Origin of the sequence: Sulfitobacter indolifex (assembly GCF_022788655.1) — a bacterium.
In the GTDB taxonomy this organism is placed as follows: domain Bacteria; phylum Pseudomonadota; class Alphaproteobacteria; order Rhodobacterales; family Rhodobacteraceae; genus Sulfitobacter; species Sulfitobacter indolifex.
Map to the genome: position 1 here is coordinate 3,250,511 of NZ_CP084951.1, position 21,013 is coordinate 3,271,523.

Annotated in this window: 21 protein-coding genes; 12 read left to right on the plus strand and 9 right to left on the minus strand. The window is 60.5% G+C overall.

The genetic code is table 11. From position 1 onward, the window contains the following. Positions 1–93: 93 nt before the first annotated feature. Complete coding sequence (locus tag DSM14862_RS15935) at positions 94–594, minus strand: MarR family winged helix-turn-helix transcriptional regulator (protein WP_007118310.1); 501 nt, start codon at positions 592–594, stop codon at positions 94–96. A 234-nt stretch (positions 595–828) separates the two neighbouring features. Between DSM14862_RS15935 and ectA the strand changes: the two genes are divergently transcribed. The 4 genes from ectA to DSM14862_RS15955 are packed head-to-tail and all read left to right on the plus strand — an operon-like array spanning position 829 to position 4,549. After that, positions 829–1,362, plus strand: coding sequence for a diaminobutyrate acetyltransferase (ectA, locus tag DSM14862_RS15940; protein WP_007118311.1), 534 nt, complete (start codon positions 829–831; stop codon positions 1,360–1,362). Between the two features lie 53 nt (positions 1,363–1,415). Next, positions 1,416–2,708, plus strand: coding sequence for a diaminobutyrate--2-oxoglutarate transaminase (gene ectB, locus DSM14862_RS15945; RefSeq protein WP_007118312.1), 1,293 nt, complete (start codon positions 1,416–1,418; stop codon positions 2,706–2,708). A 6-nt stretch (positions 2,709–2,714) separates the two neighbouring features. Beyond that, entirely contained in the window at positions 2,715–3,107 is a 393-nt protein-coding gene (locus DSM14862_RS15950) for an ectoine synthase (RefSeq protein WP_007118313.1), read from the plus strand. A 50-nt stretch (positions 3,108–3,157) separates the two neighbouring features. Continuing rightward, entirely contained in the window at positions 3,158–4,549 is a 1,392-nt protein-coding gene (locus DSM14862_RS15955) for an aspartate kinase (RefSeq protein ID WP_007118314.1), read from the plus strand. 297 nt (positions 4,550–4,846) lie between these two features. On the opposite strand, the gene DSM14862_RS15960 is transcribed toward DSM14862_RS15955, so the two are convergent. Continuing rightward, on the minus strand, positions 4,847–5,371 hold the full coding sequence (locus DSM14862_RS15960) for an invasion associated locus B family protein (RefSeq protein ID WP_083804546.1): 525 nt from the start codon (positions 5,369–5,371) through the stop codon (positions 4,847–4,849). A gap of 185 nt (positions 5,372–5,556) precedes the next feature. Between DSM14862_RS15960 and DSM14862_RS15965 the strand changes: the two genes are divergently transcribed. Continuing rightward, complete coding sequence (locus DSM14862_RS15965; protein WP_007118316.1) at positions 5,557–6,537, plus strand: asparaginase; 981 nt, start codon at positions 5,557–5,559, stop codon at positions 6,535–6,537. Between the two features lie 22 nt (positions 6,538–6,559). Here the strand turns inward: DSM14862_RS15965 and DSM14862_RS15970 are convergent, their stop codons facing one another. Together DSM14862_RS15970 and serB are read right to left on the minus strand one after the other, a co-directional pair. After that, on the minus strand, positions 6,560–6,874 hold the full coding sequence (locus DSM14862_RS15970; RefSeq protein WP_007118317.1) for a YciI family protein: 315 nt from the start codon (positions 6,872–6,874) through the stop codon (positions 6,560–6,562). Positions 6,875–7,040: 166 nt separating this feature from the next. After that, positions 7,041–7,916 carry a phosphoserine phosphatase SerB gene (serB, locus tag DSM14862_RS15975; protein ID WP_007118318.1) on the minus strand — a complete coding sequence of 292 codons (876 nt, stop codon included), beginning with the start codon at positions 7,914–7,916 and terminating at the stop codon, positions 7,041–7,043. A gap of 154 nt (positions 7,917–8,070) precedes the next feature. Between serB and DSM14862_RS15980 the strand changes: the two genes are divergently transcribed. The 3 genes from DSM14862_RS15980 to DSM14862_RS15990 all read left to right on the plus strand — a co-directional run bounded on the left by DSM14862_RS15980 (position 8,071) and on the right by DSM14862_RS15990 (position 11,755). Then, entirely contained in the window at positions 8,071–9,234 is a 1,164-nt protein-coding gene (locus DSM14862_RS15980; protein ID WP_007118319.1) for a phosphoserine transaminase, read from the plus strand. Between the two features lie 67 nt (positions 9,235–9,301). Further along, the gene (gene serA, locus DSM14862_RS15985) at positions 9,302–10,897 is read left to right on the plus strand and encodes a phosphoglycerate dehydrogenase (protein WP_007118320.1); all 1,596 of its coding nucleotides are present in this window, start codon (positions 9,302–9,304) and stop codon (positions 10,895–10,897) included. Between the two features lie 129 nt (positions 10,898–11,026). After that, a complete protein-coding gene (locus DSM14862_RS15990; protein WP_040700748.1) occupies positions 11,027–11,755 on the plus strand; it encodes a metallophosphoesterase family protein in 729 nt (242 codons plus the stop codon). A gap of 5 nt (positions 11,756–11,760) precedes the next feature. Here DSM14862_RS15990 and tdh read toward each other — a convergent pair whose 3' ends face one another. From tdh to DSM14862_RS16005, 3 genes are all read right to left on the minus strand, one after another. After that, a complete protein-coding gene (gene tdh, locus DSM14862_RS15995; RefSeq protein ID WP_007118322.1) occupies positions 11,761–12,801 on the minus strand; it encodes an L-threonine 3-dehydrogenase in 1,041 nt (346 codons plus the stop codon). Next, positions 12,798–13,985: a glycine C-acetyltransferase gene (locus DSM14862_RS16000; protein WP_007118323.1), complete on the minus strand. Its 1,188-nt coding sequence runs from the start codon at positions 13,983–13,985 to the stop codon at positions 12,798–12,800. The genes tdh and DSM14862_RS16000 overlap by 4 nt, the downstream gene beginning before the upstream one ends. A 94-nt stretch (positions 13,986–14,079) precedes the next feature. Beyond that, positions 14,080–14,646, minus strand: coding sequence for a helix-turn-helix domain-containing protein (locus DSM14862_RS16005; RefSeq protein ID WP_040700750.1), 567 nt, complete (start codon positions 14,644–14,646; stop codon positions 14,080–14,082). Between the two features lie 115 nt (positions 14,647–14,761). On the opposite strand from DSM14862_RS16005, the gene DSM14862_RS16010 reads away from it, so the two are divergent. Next, complete coding sequence (locus DSM14862_RS16010; RefSeq protein ID WP_007118325.1) at positions 14,762–15,943, plus strand: acetyl-CoA C-acyltransferase family protein; 1,182 nt, start codon at positions 14,762–14,764, stop codon at positions 15,941–15,943. A gap of 34 nt (positions 15,944–15,977) precedes the next feature. Here the strand turns inward: DSM14862_RS16010 and ubiB are convergent, their stop codons facing one another. Both ubiB and ubiE read right to left on the minus strand, forming a co-directional pair. Then, a complete protein-coding gene (ubiB, locus tag DSM14862_RS16015; RefSeq protein ID WP_007118326.1) occupies positions 15,978–17,510 on the minus strand; it encodes a 2-polyprenylphenol 6-hydroxylase in 1,533 nt (510 codons plus the stop codon). After that, positions 17,510–18,262 (minus strand): bifunctional demethylmenaquinone methyltransferase/2-methoxy-6-polyprenyl-1,4-benzoquinol methylase UbiE, encoded by a 753-nt coding sequence (gene ubiE / locus DSM14862_RS16020; RefSeq protein ID WP_007118327.1) that lies wholly within the window; start codon positions 18,260–18,262, stop codon positions 17,510–17,512. Before ubiE ends, ubiB begins: the two co-directional genes overlap by 1 nt. A gap of 100 nt (positions 18,263–18,362) precedes the next feature. Here ubiE and mutM point away from each other — a divergent pair, with 100 nt between their 5' ends. The 3 genes from mutM (at position 18,363) to rpsT (ending at position 20,493) form a co-directional block, all read left to right on the plus strand. Next, complete coding sequence (gene mutM, locus DSM14862_RS16025) at positions 18,363–19,214, plus strand: bifunctional DNA-formamidopyrimidine glycosylase/DNA-(apurinic or apyrimidinic site) lyase (RefSeq protein ID WP_007118328.1); 852 nt, start codon at positions 18,363–18,365, stop codon at positions 19,212–19,214. A 64-nt stretch (positions 19,215–19,278) separates the two neighbouring features. Continuing rightward, complete coding sequence (locus DSM14862_RS16030) at positions 19,279–20,055, plus strand: enoyl-CoA hydratase (protein WP_007118329.1); 777 nt, start codon at positions 19,279–19,281, stop codon at positions 20,053–20,055. 174 nt (positions 20,056–20,229) lie between these two features. Then, the gene (gene rpsT / locus DSM14862_RS16035; RefSeq protein ID WP_007118330.1) at positions 20,230–20,493 is read left to right on the plus strand and encodes a 30S ribosomal protein S20; all 264 of its coding nucleotides are present in this window, start codon (positions 20,230–20,232) and stop codon (positions 20,491–20,493) included. The last annotated feature ends 520 nt before the right edge of the window (positions 20,494–21,013 follow it).

The following is a 21,013-nucleotide window of genomic DNA, read 5'->3' on the forward strand; positions in this document are numbered from 1 at the left end:
TCACAGGCTAGGGATGGGTCTCTATATAGGGAATGACGCGATTTGCAAAAGGGTTTGCCGAGAGTGGGGGCAGTCCGGCCGCCCTGCCCGGCTCTAGTAACCCTTCTTGCTCATCCGCAATTCGCCTGTCGCCAGAACCGGGGCCGCATCCAAACTATCGACGTTCAGCATCGCCGCCACGCGCTCAAGCGAGGAGACCAACTGCGCCTGCTCCCAATCGGCCAGATCAGCAAAGGCCCGGACGTAACGTTGCTGTAAGGCGTCAGGCGCCTCTTCCAGCACGTCCTCCCCCTGATTGGTCAGAGTGATATTGGTCTGCCGCCGATCCTGTGCCGAGGTGAGCCGTGACACCAAGCCCCGCGCGACCAGCTTATCGACCAACGCGGTGACCGTGGCTTGGCTCACCCCCATCTGGGTGGCGAGGGCTTTGGCCGTCGGGTCTTTCTTCTCGCCGACGATCTGCAAAACGCGCAGTTGTGCCGGGGTCACCCCAGCCGCCTGCGCCAAATCGCGGGCATAGAGCTCGGTGGCGCGCAAAATGCGGCGTAAGGCGATCAAACTTTCGTCGACCCGGTCGGGATGTTTTTGCGTCATGGTGCATCATTGCACATTGGGAGCATTCTCAGCAATCGGTCAAAACCGGCCTGAACGCTTAGTATAGCTAAGCGAAACCCGTCAATTTCGTTCGTAAAACGAAACAAATATGCACAGGTCTATGGTCCTGAAACAACGCTATAAGCGTATTTTGAGGTATTTTGCTTTGAATGTTGAAGTATCACCGGACATGCCCTACTTAGTTTATCGAAACAATAAGGGAGCCCCGAACGGATGCAGAATGAACTCGACATGAAAAAAGCCCGCACACCCAAACTGCGCAAGCCAAATGCCGAGGACGGAGCCGCCATCTGGCGGTTGATTCGCGACTGCAAGCCGCTCGACGAAAACTCGCTTTACGCGAACCTGATCCAAGCCGACCACTTCCGCGACACTTGTGTTGTGGCTGAGATGGACGGCGACATCGTGGGCTGGATTTCTGGCCATATGATCCCTGCACAAGACGCCTTCTTTGTCTGGCAGGTTGCCGTCAGCCCCAAGGCCCGTGGCCTTGGCTTGGGTAAAACCATGCTGATGGAACTCGTGAACCGCGATGAAACTGAGGACGCCAAGACCCTCAAGACCACGATCACCCGGGACAATGACGCCTCCTGGGGGCTGTTCCGCAGCTTTGCGAACCACGTCGGCGGCGACCTTTCGGATGCCCCACACTTTACCAAAGACGCCCATTTCGATGGCGCGCACGACACCGAACATATGGTGACGATCACGCTGCCCGAGACTGCCGCGCTCAAACGCGCCGCGTAATTCGCAGCTGACAATTCACACGACAGACTCTCTAGAAGAGAAAGGATATTCCTATGCCTAAGGACATGGCACAGAACACGACCATCTTTACCCGCCGCGAGAGCGAAGCGCGCTCCTATTGCCGCGGCATGAACGCCGTTTTCACCCGCGCCAGCGGATCGGAAATGTTCGACGAAGAGGGCAACCGCTACATCGACTTCCTCGCCGGCTGCTCCTCGCTGAACTACGGCCACAACGACCCTGACATGAAGTCGGCTCTGGTCGATCACATCACCGCAGACGGCATCGCCCACGGTCTCGACTTCCACAGCGACACCAAGGCTGCCTTTCTAACCGCCTATGAGGAGAAGATCCTCAAGCCGCGCGGCATGGACTATAAGGTGATGATGACAGGCCCGACCGGCACCAACGCCGTCGAAGCCGCGATCAAGCTGGCGCGCAAAGTGACAGGCCGCACCAACGTGATCTCCTTCACCAACGGTTTTCACGGCATGACCATGGGCGCGCTGGCGCTGACCGGCAACAAAGGCAAGCGCGGCGGTGCGGGCGGTGGCTCGCTGGCCGACGTGACGCATATGCCGTTCGAAGGCGCGCTTGGCGAGAATGTTGACACGCTGGAAATGATCGACGCGATGCTGTCGAACCCCTCTTCCGGCATCGATGCCCCTGCGGCCTTTATCTTTGAGCCGATCCAAGGCGAAGGCGGTCTGAATGCCGCATCTGACGCATGGATGCAGGGCATCGAGAAGATCGCCCGCAAGCATGGCGCGCTGCTGATCATTGACGACATTCAGGCCGGTTGTGGCCGTTCGGGCAGCTTCTTCTCCTTCGAGGCCTCCGGCATCAAGCCTGACATGATCACCCAAGCGAAATCGCTGTCGGGCTTTGGCCTGCCCTTCGCGGCCCTGCTGATCGCGCCTGAGCATGACATCTGGAAGCCTGCCGAGCACAACGGCACCTTCCGCGGCAACACCCACGCCTTTGTCACCGCCCGCGTCGCGATTGAGAAGTTCTGGTCCGACGACAAATTCGAAAAGTCGCTGGCTGAAAAAGCTGTGGTTCTGACCACCGCGCTGAAGGACGTGGCTGACTTGATCGATGGTGCGACCCTCAAGGGCCGCGGCCTGATGCAGGGCGTCGACGTTGGCTCTGGCGAACTGGCTGGTGCGATCTGTGCACGTGCCTATGAGCTGGGCCTCGTGATCGAAACCTCGGGCGCGCATGACGAAATCGTCAAGTATCTCGCCCCCCTCACCACGCCGGAGAAGGTCATGCGCGAAGGGTTTGATATCCTCATGCAGGCCACCCGTGACGTGACTGGAAACCTGAAAATGGCAGCGGAGTAACTGACAATGATTGTACGCGACTTTAATAAACTTCAGAACACCGACCGCCACGTTGGTGATGCAAAATGGACCTCGACCCGGCTGCTGCTGGCCGATGATGGGATGGGCTTTTCCTTCCACATCACCGTGCTGGAAGCAGGGTCGGAGCATACGTTCCACTACAAGCACCACTTTGAGAGCGTCTATTGCATGAAGGGTAAGGGCTCGATCACCGATCTCGCCACCGGCGAGACTCATGAGATCACCCCCGGCGTAATGTATGCGCTGAACCTGAACGACAAACACATCTTGCGCGCTGAGGAAGAGCTTCACATGGCGTGCTGCTTCAACCCGCCTGTTACGGGCAAAGAAGTGCACCGTGAAGACGGCTCCTATGCGCCTGCCGAGGAGGTAGCGTAAGTTATATGACCCAACCGTCCCACACTGTCGAAAAAATCGGCGGGACGTCCATGTCCCGCGTGAATCAGCTCAAGGATACGCTCTTTGTCGGTGACCGTAAGGGCACGGACATCTATGGGCGCGTCTTCGTGGTCTCCGCTTTTGGCGGGATCACGAACCTGTTGCTTGAGCATAAGAAGTCGGGCGAGCCGGGCGTATATGCGCATCTGGCCAACGCAAGCAACGATCACGGCTGGCACGAGGCGCTGACCCGTGTCTCGGCTGAGATGCAGCGCGTGCACCGCGAGGTGCTTGAGCACCCCGGCGACATCGAACAGGCCGACGCCTTTGTGTCCGAGCGCACCCACGGCGCCCGCAACTGTCTGATCGATCTGCAACGCCTCTGCGCCTACGGCCACTTCCGCCTGTCTGAGCACATGCTGCAAATCCGCGAGTTGCTGTCCGGTTTGGGCGAGGCGCATTCCGCCTTTGTGACCACGATCATGCTGCAGCGCGCTGGCGTGAATGCCCGTTTCGTTGACCTGTCCGGTTGGCGCGATGAGGGCAACGTGACGCTGGATGAGCGCATAGAGCAGGCGATGGACGGCATCGACCCGCATACGGAAATGCCCATCGTGACCGGCTACGCGCAGTGCGCCGAAGGGCTGATGCGTGAGTTTGACCGCGGCTATTCCGAGGTGACCTTCTCCAAGCTGGCGGCCCTAACAGGTGCGCGCGAGGCGATCATTCACAAGGAATTCCACCTGTCGTCCTGCGACCCAAAACTGGTCGGCGAACATGCCGTCAAAAAGATCGGCCGCACGAACTATGACGTGGCGGATCAGCTGTCGAACATGGGGATGGAAGCGATTCACCCCAAGGCGGCCAAGACCCTGCGTCAGGCCGATGTGCCGCTGCGCGTGACCAACGCCTTTGAGCCGGAAGACCCCGGCACGTTGATTGACGACCGTCAGGCTGAAACCCCTGCGGTGGAAATCGTCACTGGTCTTGATATCGTGACGCTGGAACTGTTCGAACAGGATATGGTCGGCGTCAAAGGTTATGACACCGCGATTTTGGAGGTGCTCACGCGCCACAATGTGCGGATTGTCTCCAAGGTGTCGAACGCCAATACGATCACGCATTATCTGGATGCCTCACTGAAGACGATGCGCCGGGTGGAGAAGGATCTGGCGCAGATCTACCCTGCGGCCGAAATCACGACCCGCACGCTGTCGATGGCCTCGGTCATTGGGCGCGACTTGAGCGGCTTGTCCGTCTTGCAACGTGGCTTGGTGGCGATTGCCGAGGCTGGTCAGACAGCGATCGGCGCAAGCCAAGGGCCGCGCAATGTGGATGTGCAGTTTATCGTTGAGCGTGAGACGCTTCAGCCGGTGATTAAAGCGCTGCATGGGGCCTTTATTGAAGAAGAGGTTGCGGCTCCGCTGTCGCGCGCGGCCTAAGCAGCTTCAGCAGTAATGTACTTAATCGCGGTCCCTCGGGGCCGCGATTTTTTTGTGCTGCAAGGGCCAGCGCCTGCCCGCGGGTCGGCGATCCAACGTGGCCTCGTGCCACTTTATGGTTCAACCGTGATGTGCGTTCGCAATGTCGCACCAAGCTTCACAAAATCGCCTACCCGTCCGAGCGGGCAGGCGATGGCCCGGCGCCTACGGCTTGACTCCGGGCCCGGTGGCACACTTGACCCCACAAAAAAACGGCCCCGCAATCGCGAGGCCGCTTCCATTCAAATCCGGAGCAAATTATCCGCCGCAGCGCTTCGCCGCATCCTCAACCGCCGCCGTGAAACCCAGCAGCGAGAAGGAATCGCTCGTCTGTGTTCCGCGCGAGGAGCGACCGATCAGCTTGGCATCCGCACCGCGTTTCATCGCCGCAATGATCTTGGCGTCATCCGCCGTGGTCGCAGGCCATGCCCACTCCCCTTCGGTGAACAGCTCGTACGTATCCCCGGAAATATCCATCGTCACGGTCGAGCCGGATGCAAAGGGATAACCACCAGTAAAGGCAACCTGACCCTTGGCCTCAGCCGACGGGCGGTAGAATACCATCAACAACGTCTGGCCCCGGTTCACCGCAACCACCCGACCATCGCGGGTGTTCACGACTTCCTTAGGGGTTGATACGCCCCAGCATTCCGTCGGGTTATCTTCTACAAAGACGCTCCAGTCGGTCTTGGCAGCCACCCGATTGGTGCTCTGCTCCTGCGCCACTGCGCCGCTTGCCACAAGGGCGAGCGCCCCAAGTGCAAGACCACAAGTCTTCATCATTTCCATCTGTCCAGCCTCCAGCCGTCCTTGACCTCAACGCATCCACAGACCCCGATCAGGCAACCTTGGGCGGGTTGCTCTCTTGCGGGCGTCTGCTATCTGTTCGACACCAACCACAATAACGGCAAACGCGCGACCGACGAAACCCTGATTGGCAGGTTTTCGCCCAGAAACAGGAAGTTCCCATGAGCAAAGCAGCCCCCTTCGCAGAAATTTGGCGCGGTCCCTTTCTGGAAAGTGTTCATTCCGGGCATGCGGTGATCTGCGATGACAGCGGCCAGATTGTTGAGGCTTGGGGCGATCCTGAGAAAGTGATCCTGCCGCGCTCTTCGTCGAAGATGATCCAAGCACTCCCGCTGATCAATTCCGGCGCTGCCGATGCGGCGGGGCTCAGCACCGAACAGCTCGCCCTCGCCTGCGCCTCGCACCAAGGTGCTGCGATCCACACAGATCGTGTTGGCGTCTGGCTCGACACGCTGGGGCTGAGTGATGGTGATTTCCGCTGCGGCGCACAGGAACCCAATGACCGCGACGCCATGGAAGCGCTAATCCGTGCGCATGAAAAGCCCTGCCAAATCCATAACAACTGCTCGGGCAAACACGCTGGTTTCCTGACGCTGAACAAGCACCTCGGCACCGGGCCGGATTACGAAAAGCCCGACCACGCGGTGCAAAAAGCCTGCCTTGAGGCGTTTGAGACGGTCACGCAGGAAACCTCACCCGGCTATGGTATTGACGGCTGTTCGGCCCCCAACCCCGCCTGCACCCTGCACGGCATGGCCCGCGCGATGGCGCATTTCGCCGCCGCCCCCGAAGGTTCTGCCGAAGCACGCCTGCACGAAGCCATGCGCCTGCACCCCGAACTTGTGGCAGGCGAAGGCCGCGCCTGCACCGAATTGATGCGCGCGATGGACGGCAAAGTGGCGCTGAAAACCGGTGCCGAAGGCTTCTTCATCGCCATCTGGCCTGAGCGCAAACTCGGCATCGCGCTCAAAGCCGCCTGCGGCACCACCCGCGCCGCCGAATGCGCGATCACCGCACTGCTGGTCAAACTCGGGGCATTGGATGCAAACCACCCTGCCGCGCTCAAGCGGATGAACGCGCCGATCACCAACTGGCGCGGGCTTCAAACCGGGATGCTGAAACCCGCAGCCGAACTGGCCTGATCAGCCCGCCCAGAGGTCGCGCCTACATTTCCATCACAGGCGCGACTTCAACCGATCCGCTGCCATCAGCGACCATCGGACAGCCTTGGGCCATCTTACAGGCGCCATCCATGTCGGCCGCCCGTACCACCGTGAACCCCGAGAGTGGATTGGCCCCGCCATCGTCCGCCGTGCCCTGCGCACTCACTGTTTTGGACATGCCGACTGGGTTGCCGGGGTTCACGATATGCTCCCCCAGTTCCTCAAACCAAGCACCCCAAGCCGCCATGGCTTTCTCGCCCTCTTCCTGAGATTCCGGGGTCTTGCCCCCGTGATAGGCAAAAATAAAATCCGGCATCGTTCTTCTCCCTATTGCTATGCGGCACAGGAAAACTGTGCTCAGGCTCTGCCAAGGAGAATGCCACTATTCGGCAAAATGTCGGACAGCGCGGCAGGGCCGGGGCCAGCTGTGCCATGCCCTATTACCGCCACTTCTGCGCTGCGAGTCAAATCAGGCTTTTGTGTCAGCCCGCAAATTCGGTGCGCGCATAGCCCTGCACAAAGAGCAGTGCAGTCAGATCACCGAAGTTAATTCGGATGTCACATTGCGCCGCGACTGAGGGTTTTGCATGCAGTGCCACCCCCATGCCAGCGCGCCCCAACATGCCCAGATCATTGGCCCCGTCGCCAACAGCAATGACGTCATCTTCCGTGATGCCCAGCTTCGCGGTGATCTCTTCCAGCGCGGTGACCTTGGCCTCGCGCCCCAAGATTGGCAGGCCAACTTCGCCCGTCAGCGCGGCTTGGTCGACCAGCAACGTATTGGCGCGGTTCTCATCAAAGCCCAGCATCTCGGCAACCTTGGCGGTGAAGGCCGTGAACCCGCCTGAGACCAGTGCCGCATAGCCGCCGTTGGTCTTCATCGTGCCCAACAGCGCGCCGCCGCCGGGCATTAGGGTAATGCGCTCAGCCAAAACCTTGTCGATGACAGTGGCCTCCAACCCCTTCAAAAGCGCCACACGTTCACGCAGCGCACCGTTGAAGTCCAACTCGCCGTTCATGGCGCGGGCGGTGATCTCTTTCACATGCGCGCCAACGCCTGCTTCTTCGGCCAGTTCGTCGATACATTCCTGCTGGATCATTGTGCTGTCCATATCGGCCAGCAGCATCTTTTTGCGCCGCCCCTCGGTGGGCACGATCACCAGATCGACCCCCATGGATTGGCAGTTTTCCCAAACATCCCAGCGGTTTTGAGGCATCTGTCCAAGCGCGATTTCCGCCGCCTCATCCGGCGCGAGCCAGACCACATCGCCCCCGCCCCAAGCGTTGCGCAGGCTTTCCACCAGCGCCGGGTCAAGCGTGGGATTGGTGGGGGAGGTCAACAAGATTGCCGTGAACATAAGTTTCCGATCCGCATCATTCGCGCCGCGCAAAGCGACATGACCGGCGTCCTAGCGCCATTTTGCGACTTGCGCCAGCCCGGCCTCCCCGCGTATCCCGGCAAGTGGGACACCCTTCCCCAACGAAGGGCGATTATCTGAGAGGGTAGCATCAATGGCTATTACACAACCGGCATCGCGCCCGGACACGAAACCTGTTGCCGTACCGGCAAACCCACGTTTCTCATCCGGCCCCTGCGCCAAAATCCCCACATTCGACCTGACCAAGCTTGCGGACGCACCGCTGGGCCGCAGCCACCGTGCCGCACCCGGTAAGGCGAAACTGCTTGAGGCGATCGAGACCACACGCGAAGTGCTCGGTGTGCCTGCGGATTACCGCATCGGCATCGTGCCCGCGTCTGACACCGGCGCTTTTGAGATGGCCATGTGGTCGCTCTTGGGCGAACGCCCGGCTGAGATGGTCGCATGGGAAAGCTTCGGCGCGGGCTGGGTCACCGATGTGGTCAAACAGCTGAAAATCGAAGCGCAGGTTCACACCGCAGAGTACGGCGAAATCGTCGACATGGCCGCGCTGAACTATGACAACGACGTTTGCTTTACATGGAATGGCACCACCTCTGGCGTGCGCATGGCAAACGGCGATGCGATCCCCGCGGACCGCGCGGGCTTGACGCTTTGCGATGCCACCTCGGCAGCCTTTGCGATGGACCTGCCTTGGGACAAGCTCGATGTGACGACCTTCTCTTGGCAGAAAGTTCTCGGCGGCGAAGCGGCGCACGGCATGTTGATCCTGTCGCCCCGCGCTGTTGAGCGGTTGGAGAATTACACCCCCGCATGGCCCCTGCCGAAAATCTTCCGCCTGACCAAAGGCGGCAAGCTGAACGAGGGCATCTTCAAGGGCGAGACGATCAACACGCCGTCGATGCTCTGCGTCGAAGACTACTTGCTGGCGCTTGATTGGGCAAAATCCGTGGGCGGCCTCAAAGGGCTGATCGCGCGGGCCGATGCCAATACCAAAGCGATTGCCGATTTCGTTGACGCGCATGACTGGATTGATTTCCTCGCCACCGATCCGGCGACACGGTCCAACACGTCGGTCTGCCTGAAGTTCACCGACGACCGGATCGAAGACGGTGCAGCCTTTGCCAAGGCCGTGGCCAAGCGGTTGGAAGCCGAAGGCGCAGCGCTCGACATTGGCGCCTACCGCGATGCCCCTCCGGGCCTGCGCATCTGGTGCGGCGGCACGGTTGAGACGGCAGATATCGAAGCGATGTTGCCGTGGCTCGAATGGGCTTTCGAGACCGAAATCAACGCTTAAGCATTCCGGCAGGCGCGTGACCCCACGCGCCGCCCCTGCCCCCATATTTTTGAAAAGGACCACAAACATGGCTCCCAAAGTACTCATCTCCGACAGCCTCAGCGAAGCCGCCGTTCAAATCTTTCGCGACCGTGGCATCGACGTCGATTTCCAGCCCGATCTGGGCAAGGACAAAGACAAGCTGGCCGAAATCATCGGCAACTATGATGGCCTCGCGATCCGCTCTGCGACTAAAGTGACCGAGAAAATCCTCGCCGCTGCGCCGAACCTTAAGGTCATTGGCCGCGCGGGCATCGGCACCGACAACATCGACAAAGAGGCCGCGTCGAAACAGGGTGTGATCGTCATGAACACCCCCTTCGGCAACATGATCACCACGGCCGAGCATGCCATCGCGATGATGTTCGCCGTGGCGCGCCAAATCCCCGAAGCGTCGGCCTCTACCCATGCTGGCAAATGGGAAAAGTCCAAGTTCATGGGCGTTGAGCTGACCGGCAAGACCTTGGGCGTCATCGGCGCGGGCAACATCGGGGGCATCGTTTGCGACCGTGCGCGTGGGCTGAAGATGAAAGTCGTGGCCTATGACCCCTTCTTGGGCGAGGAAAAGGCCGAAGAGATGGGCGTCGAGAAGGTTGAGCTTGATGATCTGCTCAAGCGCGCTGATTTCATCACGCTGCACGTGCCCTACACCGATCAAACGGCGAACATTTTGGGCCGCGAAAACCTTGCCAAGACCAAGCCCGGCGTGCGCATCATCAACTGTGCCCGTGGTGGTTTGGTCGACGAAGAGGCGCTGGCCGAAATGCTGAAATCAGGCCATGTCGCAGGCGCAGGCTTTGACGTCTTTGCCGAAGAACCCGCCACCGACAACCCGCTGTTCAATCTGCCCAACGTGGTCTGCACGCCCCACCTTGGTGCCGCCACCACCGAAGCGCAGGAAAACGTGGCGCTCCAAGTGGCCGAGCAGATGTCAGACTACCTGCTGACCGGTGCCGTGACCAACGCGCTGAACATGCCGTCGGTCACCGCCGAAGAAGCCAAGGTCATGGGCCCATGGGTCAAGCTGGCCGGGCATCTTGGCGCCTTCATCGGTCAGATGACCGATGAGCCGATCAAGGCGATCAACATCCTTTACGACGGCTCGGTCGGCCAGATGAACCTCAAGGCGCTGAACTGTGGTGTCGTGGCGGGCATCATGAAACGCGCCAACCCGGATGTGAACATGGTCTCCGCCCCCGTGGTTGCCCGCGAAAAAGGCATCCAGATCAGCACCACCAACCAGGACAAATCCGGCGTGTTCGACGGCTATGTCAAAGTGACCGTGGTGACCGAAAAGCGCGAACGCTCCATCGCCGGGACCGTCTTCTCGGACGGCAAGCCGCGCTTCATCCAGATCAAAGGCATCACCATCGACGCCGAGATCGGAGAGCATATGCTTTACACCACCAACGAAGACGTGCCGGGCATCATCGGTACCTTGGGCCAAACCATGGGCGAAAACGGCGTGAACATCGCCAATTTCACCTTGGGCCGGAACACCGCCAAGGGCGAAGCGATTGCCCTGCTCTATGTTGACGATCAGGTGCCCGAGGCGGTCATTGGCAAGCTGCGCGACACCGGCATGTTCCGCCAGATCAAGCCGCTGCAATTCGACGTGGCCTGATTTTACATTGCCAAATTTGAAAGCGCCCCCTCGTGGGGCGCTTTTGCTTTTGCGGGCATCTGGTCTCTGTCCCTTCCCTTCCCAGCCGCTTTGCGGCATCACGGAGGACGCAGAAAGACAGGAATGAATATGCCCAGCCCCATCTATGCCATCGGTGACATCCACGGTCACGCCGCCGAGCTTGAGCGCGTCTTAACTTTGATCGAAGAAGACGGCGGGCCGGACGCGCAGATCGTTTTCTTAGGCGATTACACCGACCGCGGCCCGGACAGCAAAGCGGTGATTGATCGGCTGGCAAACGGCAAGGCCGAGGGCCGCAACTGGACCTTCTTGATGGGCAACCATGACCGCATGTTCAGCTGGTTCATGGAGGATTTTCCGCGCCATGATCCGCTCTTGCTGGTCGAGCTGAACTGGCTGAATCCGCGCTTGGGCGGCGATACGACGCTTGGCTCCTACGGGGTTTCGGTCAGTGGACGGGACCGCATGTCAGACGTGCATGCAAAGGCCCACGAAGCGGTGCCGCAGGCGCATGTTGATTTCTTGAAAACCCTCGCGCTGTCGCATCAAACGCCCGACCATTTCTTTGCCCATGCAGGGATCCGCCCCGGCGTGCCGCTTGACGCGCAGCGCGAGAATGATCTGCTGTGGATCCGCCGCGAGTTTCACGAATTTACGGAAGCGCACCCCAAGCTGATCGTGCATGGCCACACCCCCGTGGACAGCGCCGTGCATTACGGCAACCGCGTCAACCTCGACACCGGCGCGGGCTACGGCAAACCGCTTTGTGCAGCGGTGTTTGAGGGGGATGAGGCTTGGGTACTAACGCAACAGGGGCGCAATCGCCTGCGCCCCTGATTGGCTTAGGTCCAGTCAAGCACCACTTTGCCCGACTGGCCTGACTTCATCGCGGCAAAGCCCTGCTCAAAATCGTCCACCCCAAAGCGGTGGGTGATGATCCCCGAGACATCAAGCCCGTTTTCCAGCATGGCAATCATCTTGTACCACGTTTCGAAAATCTCGCGGCCATAGACGCCTTTGATGGTGATTGCTTTGAACACGATCCGGCTCCAATCTACCGGCGATTTGCCCGGGGGGATGCCCAGCATGGCGATGCGCCCGCCCATGGTCATGGCCTCAACCATCTGATCCAGCGCCTGCTGGTTGCCTGACATCTCTAGCCCCACGTCGAAGCCTTGCTTCATTTTCAAGCGCGGGATCACGTCGGCAAGGCTTTCCTCAGCCACATTCACAGGCACCACATCGGCAACCTTTTCCGCCAACGCCAGCCGGGCGGGGTTCACATCCGTAATCACCACATGCCGCGCGCCCACATGCCGCGCCACGGCGGCGGCCATGATGCCGATAGGGCCAGCCCCTGTGATGAGCACATCCTCCCCAACCAGATCAAAACTTAGCGCCGTATGTACTGCGTTGCCCAAGGGATCGAGGATCGCGCCGATGTCGTCGGAGATCTCATCCGGCAGCGGCACGACGTTGAAGGCAGGCAGCTTGAGGTACTGCGCAAAGGCCCCCTGCTCATTCACCCCGATGCCCCGCGTCGCGGGATCAAGGTGGAACTTGCCCGCCCGGCTTTGCCGCGACTGTTTGCCGATCAGATGCCCCTCGCCAGAGCAGCGCTGGCCGATCTCCAACCCTTCGACATTGCGGCCTAATTCCACGATCTCGCCCGCGAATTCATGCCCGGTGATCAACGGCACCGGCACGGTCTGCGCGGCCCAATCGTCCCAGTTCCAGATGTGGATATCGGTGCCGCAAATGCCGGTTTTGTTGATCTTAATCAGCACGTCGTCGGGGCCGATTTCCGGCACCGGGGCGTGGGTCATCCACAGCCCCTCGCGGGCATGCAGCTTGGAAAGCGCCTTCATTTCGTTGGTGGTCATTTCAGCACCCCGCAGGACTTGCCTGCCACTTCAAACGCTTTCAATGCGCGGTCCAATTGCTCGCGGGTAAGGGCTGCATTCATCTGCGTACGGATGCGCGCCTGCCCGCGCGGCACGACCGGAAAGAAAAAGCCCGAGACATAGACTCCCTCTTCAAACAGTTTCGCCGCCATATCTTGCGCCAGTTGCGCCTCGCCCAACATGACCGGAACGATGGGATGCTCACCGGGCAGCAGATCAAAACCCAGTTTCTCCAGCCCCGCGCGCCAATAGGTGGTGTTCTCAAACAGACGTGCGCGCAGGTCGTCGCCCTGCTCCACCAGTTCCAGCGCCCGCATGCCCGCCATCACGATCGAAGACGGTAGAGAATTGGAAAAGAGGTAGGGGCGCGCGCGCTGGCGCAGCAGGTCGATAACCGCCTGCGGCCCGGCGATATAGCCGCCGATCGCCCCGCCAAGCGCCTTGCCCAGCGTTCCGGTGACGATATCGACCTTAACGCCATGATGCGCCGGGCTGCCCTCGCCCTTCGGCCCCATAAAGCCGGTGGAGTGGCAGTCATCCACCATCACCAGTGCCTCGTATTTCTCGGCCAGCGCCACAATCTCGGGCAGGTTGGCGAGGTAGCCATCCATAGAGAATACGCCGTCGGTGGCGATCATGATGAAACGCGCGCCGTCGTCGCGGGCCTGTTTCAGCTTGGCCTCCAGATCGTCCATGTCGCTGTTGGCGTAGCGATAGCGCTTTGCCTTGCACAGACGAATGCCGTCGATGATCGACGCATGGTTCAGCGCGTCCGAGATCACCGCATCCTCTGGTCCCAACAGCGGCTCAAACAGCCCCCCATTGGCGTCAAAACAAGCGGCAAAGAGGATCGAATCGTCATGACCGAGGAAGCTTGCCAGCTTCTGCTCCAGCTCACGGTGAATGTCCTGCGTGCCGCAGATAAAGCGGACTGAGGCCATGCCGAAACCTTTATCATCCATCGCCTGCTTTGCCGTGGCGATCAGGTCGGGATGGTCGGCCAGCCCAAGGTAATTGTTGGCGCAAAGGTTAATAACCTCGCGGGTGCCGACCTCAATTTCCCCGCCCTGCGGCGTGGTAATCAGCCGCTCGCGCTTCATCATGCCTTCGGCGTCGATCTCGGCCAGGGTGTCGGTGATGTGGTCCAGAAATGCTTTGGTCATGAGTCTCTCCCTTTTGAGGCTCATCTACCATAGCGGAAGCTATTCCGAAATAGAGGATTTCTTGAATAGCGGATTTTATCCGATATACCGGATATTAGGCGTCCTGCACGACCAAGAAGGCCCGCACCGGCCCCGCCGTGGCGCGGATGGCATGGGGCACATCGGCAGCATAACGGGCGGTATCGCCAGCTTGCAATTGCTCAGACCCTGCACCGCTGGTCACTTCGACCGCGCCTTCAAAGACGCTCAAATGCTCCCGCGCGCCGCGGGTATGTGGGGCGCTTTCCAGAACACCAGCCTCGGCGATAAGCAACTCGTACACCTCGTGACGCCCGGCCTCTTCGGGCGGGGATAAGATGCGGATGCGGCAACCAGAACCGAGGTTGTTAATAGTGGGCACCGCGGCGCTGCGCAGCACTTCGATCTGCGCTTCGGTGGGGGCACCATCCAAAAGCCCCGCGAAATCCACCTGCAAGGCCCGCGTGAGGTTCCACAGTGTCGCAATGGTCGGGCTCGATTCGCCGCGCTCAATCTGGCTCACCATAGAGCGTGACACCCCCGACAGCTTGGCCACAGCATCAAGCGACAACCCCTGCCCCTGCCGCGCTTCTTTCAGGCGGGCGGGCAGCTGCGTCAGGATCTTGTCATTGTTTTCCGTCATGGCGGATATGTCGCGCGGCGCTCTGCCCCTGTCAAGCGGCGCTTTGACGGAACGTTCCCCCTGACATTGCAGCACCGGCATCCCATAGTGCCGCCAACGGATAGAGGAGAGCTTCATGTCAAACGATATCGTCATCTTGGGCGGCGCCCGCACCGCCATCGGCACCTTCGGCGGCGCATTGGCCGCGACCTCGCCCAGCACATTGGGCAGCATCGTCGCACGCGCCGCGATGGAGCGTGCAGGCGTTGATCCGGCCCAGATCGGCCATGTTGTGTTCGGCAACGTCATCAACACTGAACCGCGTGACATGTACCTCAGCCGCGTCGCCGCGCGGGAGGCTGGCGTGCCGGATGAGGTGCCTGCGATGAACGTGAACCGCCTCTGTGGCTCTGGCGTGCAAGCGTTGGTTTCGGCAGCGCAGAGCCTGATGCTGGGCGACGCGGATTTCGCCCTTGCCGGGGGTGCCGAGAGCATGTCCCGCGCGCCTTACATCCTGCCTGACGCCCGCTGGGGTCAGAAGATGGGCGATGTGCGTAGCCTTGATATGCTGCTCGGCACGCTGAACTGTCCCTTCGGCACGGGCCACATGGGCGTCACGGCCGAGAATGTCGCCGATGAACATACCGTCACGCGCGAGGAAATGGACGCCTTCGCCCTGCAAAGCCAAGAGCGCGCGGCGGCGGCCATCGCGGCGGGGCACTTCAAAGATCAAATCGTGCCGGTCGATGAGAAGGTGAAGCGCGACATGGTGCCGTTTGACACCGATGAGCACCCCAAGGCCACGACCGCCGAAGCACTGGCCGGGCTGCGCCCCGTTTTCCAGAAAGATGGGCGCGTCACAGCGGGCAATGCCAGCGGCATCAACGATGGCGCTGCAGCGCTGGTCTTGGCCCGCGCCGAAGCGGCTGAGGCCGCCGGGTTGAAACCCCGTGCGCGCATCTTGGGCTACGCCCATGCTGGTGTGCGGCCTGAGGTGATGGGCATCGGCCCGATCCCTGCCGTGCAGAACCTGCTGAAGCGTACCGGGTTGAAGGCTAGCGATTTCGACGTGATCGAAAGCAACGAGGCCTTCGCCAGCCAAGCGCTGGCCGTGAGCAAGGAACTGGGCTTTGATCCCGCGAAGGTGAACCCGAATGGCGGGGCGATTGCGCTTGGCCACCCTGTTGGCGCGACGGGCGCGATCATCACCGTGAAGGCGCTTTATGAATTGGAGCGGATTGGCGGCAAGCGCGCGCTGATCACCATGTGCATCGGTGGCGGTCAAGGCATCGCGCTGGCAATTGAACGTATCGCTTAAAACAAGGCGGGGGCCATATGGCCCCCTCAACCCCTTAAAGCAGCGCGCCAATGAGGGCGATTGTCGTCGCCCCCGTAATGCCCGACATCACCGCCGTCGCCGCGATATAGCGCCAGAAACGCGGGCGGCGCTGCGGCTGCTCTTCGGTCTGACGGTTCAGCGCCTGTTCGACCAGCCCCGGCAGACGTGGGCCAAAGCGGGCCATAACCATCGCCGTATCACGCAGGTCCGACAGCATAGCGCGGGGGCCGAGCGATTTGGTGATGTAATCCGTCACAATCGGGCTCGCGACTTCCCAGATGTTGATATGCGGGTTGAGCGAGCGCGCGACCCCTTCGACCACAACCATCGTGCGTTGCAACAAAATCAGCTCGGTCCGGGTTTCCATGCCGAAGCGCTCGGTCACCTCAAAGAGATACGTCAGCAGCCGCGCCATAGAGATGCGGGTGGCGTCCATACCAAAGATCGGCTCGCCGACGGCGCGCAGGGCGCGGGCGAATTCATCGACGTCTTTGTCGGCAGGCACGTAACCGGCTTCGAAATGGACCTTGGCCACGCGCAGATAATCACGCCGAATGAAGCCATAGAGGATCTCGGCATAGACCCGGCGGGTATAGCTGTCGATATGACCCATGATGCCGAAGTCATACGCGATGATATCGCCATTGGCCGCGACCTTGAGGTTGCCTTGGTGCATGTCGGCGTGGAAATAGCCGTCGCGCAGGGCGTGTTGCAGGAAGAGTTGCAGCACCCGCTCTGAGAGCGCCACGCGGTCATGGCCCGCAGCATCAAGCGCGGCGTTGTCGCCCAGCGGAAGGCCATCCGCCCAGCCCAGCGTCATCACGCGGCGGCCAGAGTGGTTCCACTTGATCTCGGGCAGTTGAAAGCCGGGATCGTCCTTGGTGTTGGCGGCGAATTCAGACGCGGCAGAGCTTTCCAGCCGCAGGTCCAGCTCACCGCGTACGACGCCATCGAAATGCTGGATCACTTCCATCGGGCGCAGGCGGCGCGAACCGGGGGAGAAAATCTCGGCCATACGCGCGGCGAGGTAGAAGGCATCGATATCCTTGCGGAAGGCCTTTTCGATGCCCGGACGCAGCACCTTCACGGCAACCTCTTCGCCCGTTTCGGCCATGCGCGCGTAGTGAACCTGCGCGATGGAGGCGGCGGCGACGGGTTCGCTGAACTCCGAGAAAATAGCGCTGACCGGTTCGCCCAGTTCCTGCTCAACCGCCTTGCGGGCAAGGGCAGTATCAAAGGGCGGCAGCTTGTCTTGCAACACGCGCAGTTGCACCGCCAGATCATCGCCCACCACGTCGGGCCGGGTCGACAGCACCTGACCGAATTTAATGTAGGCGGGGCCAAGCGCCGTCAGCGCGCGGGTCGCAGGCGGCATGGTTGGGTCGCCTTTGTATCCCAGCCATTTGAACGGCAGGCCAAGCGCACGGGCCACGAAGCGCAGCGGCGGGGAGGCATCAAAAGCATCCAGCACCACATTCATCGCTCCGGCACGTTCCAGCGTGGCGCCGGTGCGGATCAGCCGCCAGATGTTGTGAGGTCCGCGCATCAGATTTTCCAGCCCGAATGCAGCGCCGCGATGCCCATCGAGAGATTGCGATATTTGGCTTGCCCGAACCCGGCAGTGCGCACCATCGACAGGAAGGTCTCTTGATCAGGGAAATTGCGGATCGATTCGACCAGATATTGATAGCTGTCGCGGTCGCCTGCGATGGCTTGGCCCATGCGCGGGATTACATTGAAGCTGTAGAGGTCGTAGGCTTTCTGCATCGCGGGGTTGGGCAGCTGGCTGAACTCCAGCACCATCAGACGGCCACCGGGGCGCAGCACGCGGTAAGCCTCGTTCAGCGCCTCTTGGGGGCGGGTCACGTTCCGGATGCCGAAGCTGATCGTGTAGACATCGAATGTATTGTCGGGAAACGGCAGCGTCATCGCATCGCCCACCACCCAGTCAAGGCTGCCGGTCAGGCTGTCGGCCTCCGCACGCTTGCGGCCTTCGACCAACATCGGCTCGGTCAGGTCCAGCACCGTGGCATGACCGTGGCCCGCGCGGCCCAGAAACTTGAAGGACACATCGCCAGTGCCGCCCGCCACATCCAGCAACTTCTGACCGGGGCGCGGAGCAAGCCAATCCATCATCGCCTCTTTCCAGACGCGGTGGATCCCGAGGCTCATCACATCATTCATGATGTCGTATTTGCTGGCGACAGAGTTGAACACGCCCTGCACGCGACCTGCTTTTTCATGTTCGGGAACGGTCTCGAACCCGAAATGGGTGGTTTTGTCAGCGTCCTGGGTCATCTGCTCTTGCGATCCTCTGGTTCAGTCCCTTGTTATAGGGTGCCGGGGGCTAGGGACAATGCGTGCCTTTTGTCACAGGCAAGCGAGAGGGGAAACCGAGATGCCGGAACTGCCAGAGGTCGAAACCGTCCGCCGGGGGCTGGCCCCCGCGATGGAGGGGCAGGTGATCGCCCGCGCCGAGGTGAACCGCCCCGATCTGCGCTGGCCCTTCCCCGACCGGATGGCCGAACGGTTGACCGGGCAGCGCGTGTCGCTGCTGCGGCGGCGGTCAAAGTATATTCTGGCTGATCTGGAAGGCGGGGAATCGCTGCTGGTGCATCTGGGGATGTCTGGCCGGATGCTGGTCTCGGGCGACCCATTGGGGCAGTTTCAGCACAACCACCCGGCGCCCGAGAAACATGATCATGTCGTGTTGCATATGGGTAACGGTGCGCGGATCACCTTTAACGACCCGCGCCGCTTTGGCGCAATGGACCTGCTGAACACCGCGGACGCCGATGCGCATAAGCTGCTTGCCTCGCTCGGCCCGGAGCCCTTGGGCAACGACTTTCACGAAGCGCATCTGGTGGCCGCGCTGAAGGGGCGCAACATGCCGATTAAATCGGCGCTGCTGGATCAACGGATCGTCGCGGGTTTGGGAAATATCTATGTCTGTGAAGCGCTTTACCGGGCGGGCATCCATCCGGCGCGCAAGGCCGGGCGCATCTCGGCGAGCCGCATCGCCGGGCTGGTGCCGATCATCCGTCAGGTACTGGCAGATGCCATCACGGCGGGGGGATCGTCGCTGAAAGACTTTCGCCAAGCGGATGGCGAATTGGGCTACTTCCAACACAGCTTTGATGTCTATGGCCGGGAGGGCAAAGCCTGCCGCCGACCGAGTTGTGACGGCACCATTGGCCGCATTGTTCAGGGCGGACGGTCCTCCTTCTATTGCCCGCGCTGCCAAAGATAACTTGAAACATGGTTGCCGCGTGGTATGCACAGTCCCCTGAGCGCAACAACAAAGAGCATTCTTGATGGCTTACGAAACGATCACCGTGGACGTGGACAACCATGTAGCCTTGATCACCCTCAACCGCCCGGATGCGCTGAATGCGCTTAACGACGCGTTGCTGGGTGAGTTGGCCAAAGCGCTGAAAGGCGCGCAGGAAAACGACAAGGTGCGCTGCATAGTCATCACCGGGTCAGAAAAGGCATTCGCTGCCGGGGCTGACATCGCAATGATGCGCGACAAAAGCTTTGTCGACGTCTTCATGGGGGATCTCTTCACGCCCGAAACCGATCAGATTTTGCGCATCCGCAAGCCGATCATTGCAGCGGTCTCTGGCTATGCCCTTGGCGGCGGCTGCGAACTGGCAATGATGTGCGATTTCATCATCTGCTCGGAAAGCGCCAAGTTCGGCCAGCCTGAGATCAACCTTGGTGTTGTAGCTGGTATCGGCGGCACCCAGCGTTTGACCCGTCTGGTGGGCAAGTCCAAAGCGATGGATATGAACCTGACAGGCCGTTTCATGGACGCCGACGAAGCCGAGCGTTCGGGCCTTGTTTCGCGCGTGGTACCGGTGAAAAAACTGATGGAAGAAGCCATGGCCGCCGCTGGCAAGATCGCCGAAAAATCCATGATTTCGGCCACCGTGGTCAAGGAATGTGTGAACCGCGCCTATGAGGTGCCGCTGAGCGAAGGCCTGCTGTTTGAACGCCGCATGTTCCATTCGCTGTTCAACACCGAAGACCAAAAAGAAGGGATGTCTGCCTTCCTCGAGAAACGCGAAGCGCAGTTCCGCGACAAGTAAGCGATTCTAGGGGCGCGGCTTGCATTGCCGCGCCTGCTGTCTTATAGGCAGCCTCAATACATGCGCGTGCAGCCCGCTCTGGCTAGAATCACCTGCCCTTTGGGGGCCCGGATTTCCGGTAGGGTTGGCGTCACGCATTGCTACGCAACAAAATGAACCCGAAGGCTGATACTCATGGCAAATACAACACAATCCGCAAAGCGCGCACGTCAAAACGAAAAGCGTTTTGCGATCAACAAAGCACGCCGTTCGCGCATCCGTACCTACATCCGTAAGGTCGAAGAGGCGATTGCCTCCGGTGACAAAGAAGCGGCAACAAACGCTTTGAAGACCGCCCAGCCCGAGCTGATGCGCGGTGTTACCAAAGGCGTTTTCCACAAAAACACTGCTTCGCGCAAAATGTCGCGCCTGTCCGCACGGGTTAAAGCACTGGGTTAATCTGGCTCCACAGCCAACCCTTTGAAAGACAAGAGGCGCCGCACTGCGGCGCCTTTTTTCGTGCAAGTGCAGCGGGAAAACCACGGCTAAGATTCTTTTCAGACAATACATGAGTCAAGATTGAAGATGTGTTGAAGCGGACCTGAAACAGTTGCTACCAAAGGTCCAGCGATTCACTTCGCTTGGGGGGACAGGCCCTGAACACGGCGTCAGCCAATTGGCAGAATGCCAACTTCAGGGGGGTGCGGATGACCGTTAAAAGCGGTTCGACGCACTGTCGTGAATGCTGCTGCCAGCACGTTTACCCTGTCGATGAGAACACGAACGGTTCGTTCAGCGCCTCTTGCGCCGGTTTACGGTGTGATAGGCTCATGGGCAGGCCATTCTAGCAAAGTCCGAAGGACACAGGTCGGTTACCCGCGTGGGACCGGGTGGATGATCTGTTGCCGGGTGAAACGAATATTTAGGGCCGGGACTCACTCGGCCCCTGTGCGAAAAGCAAAGCGGGACGTTAGGCACG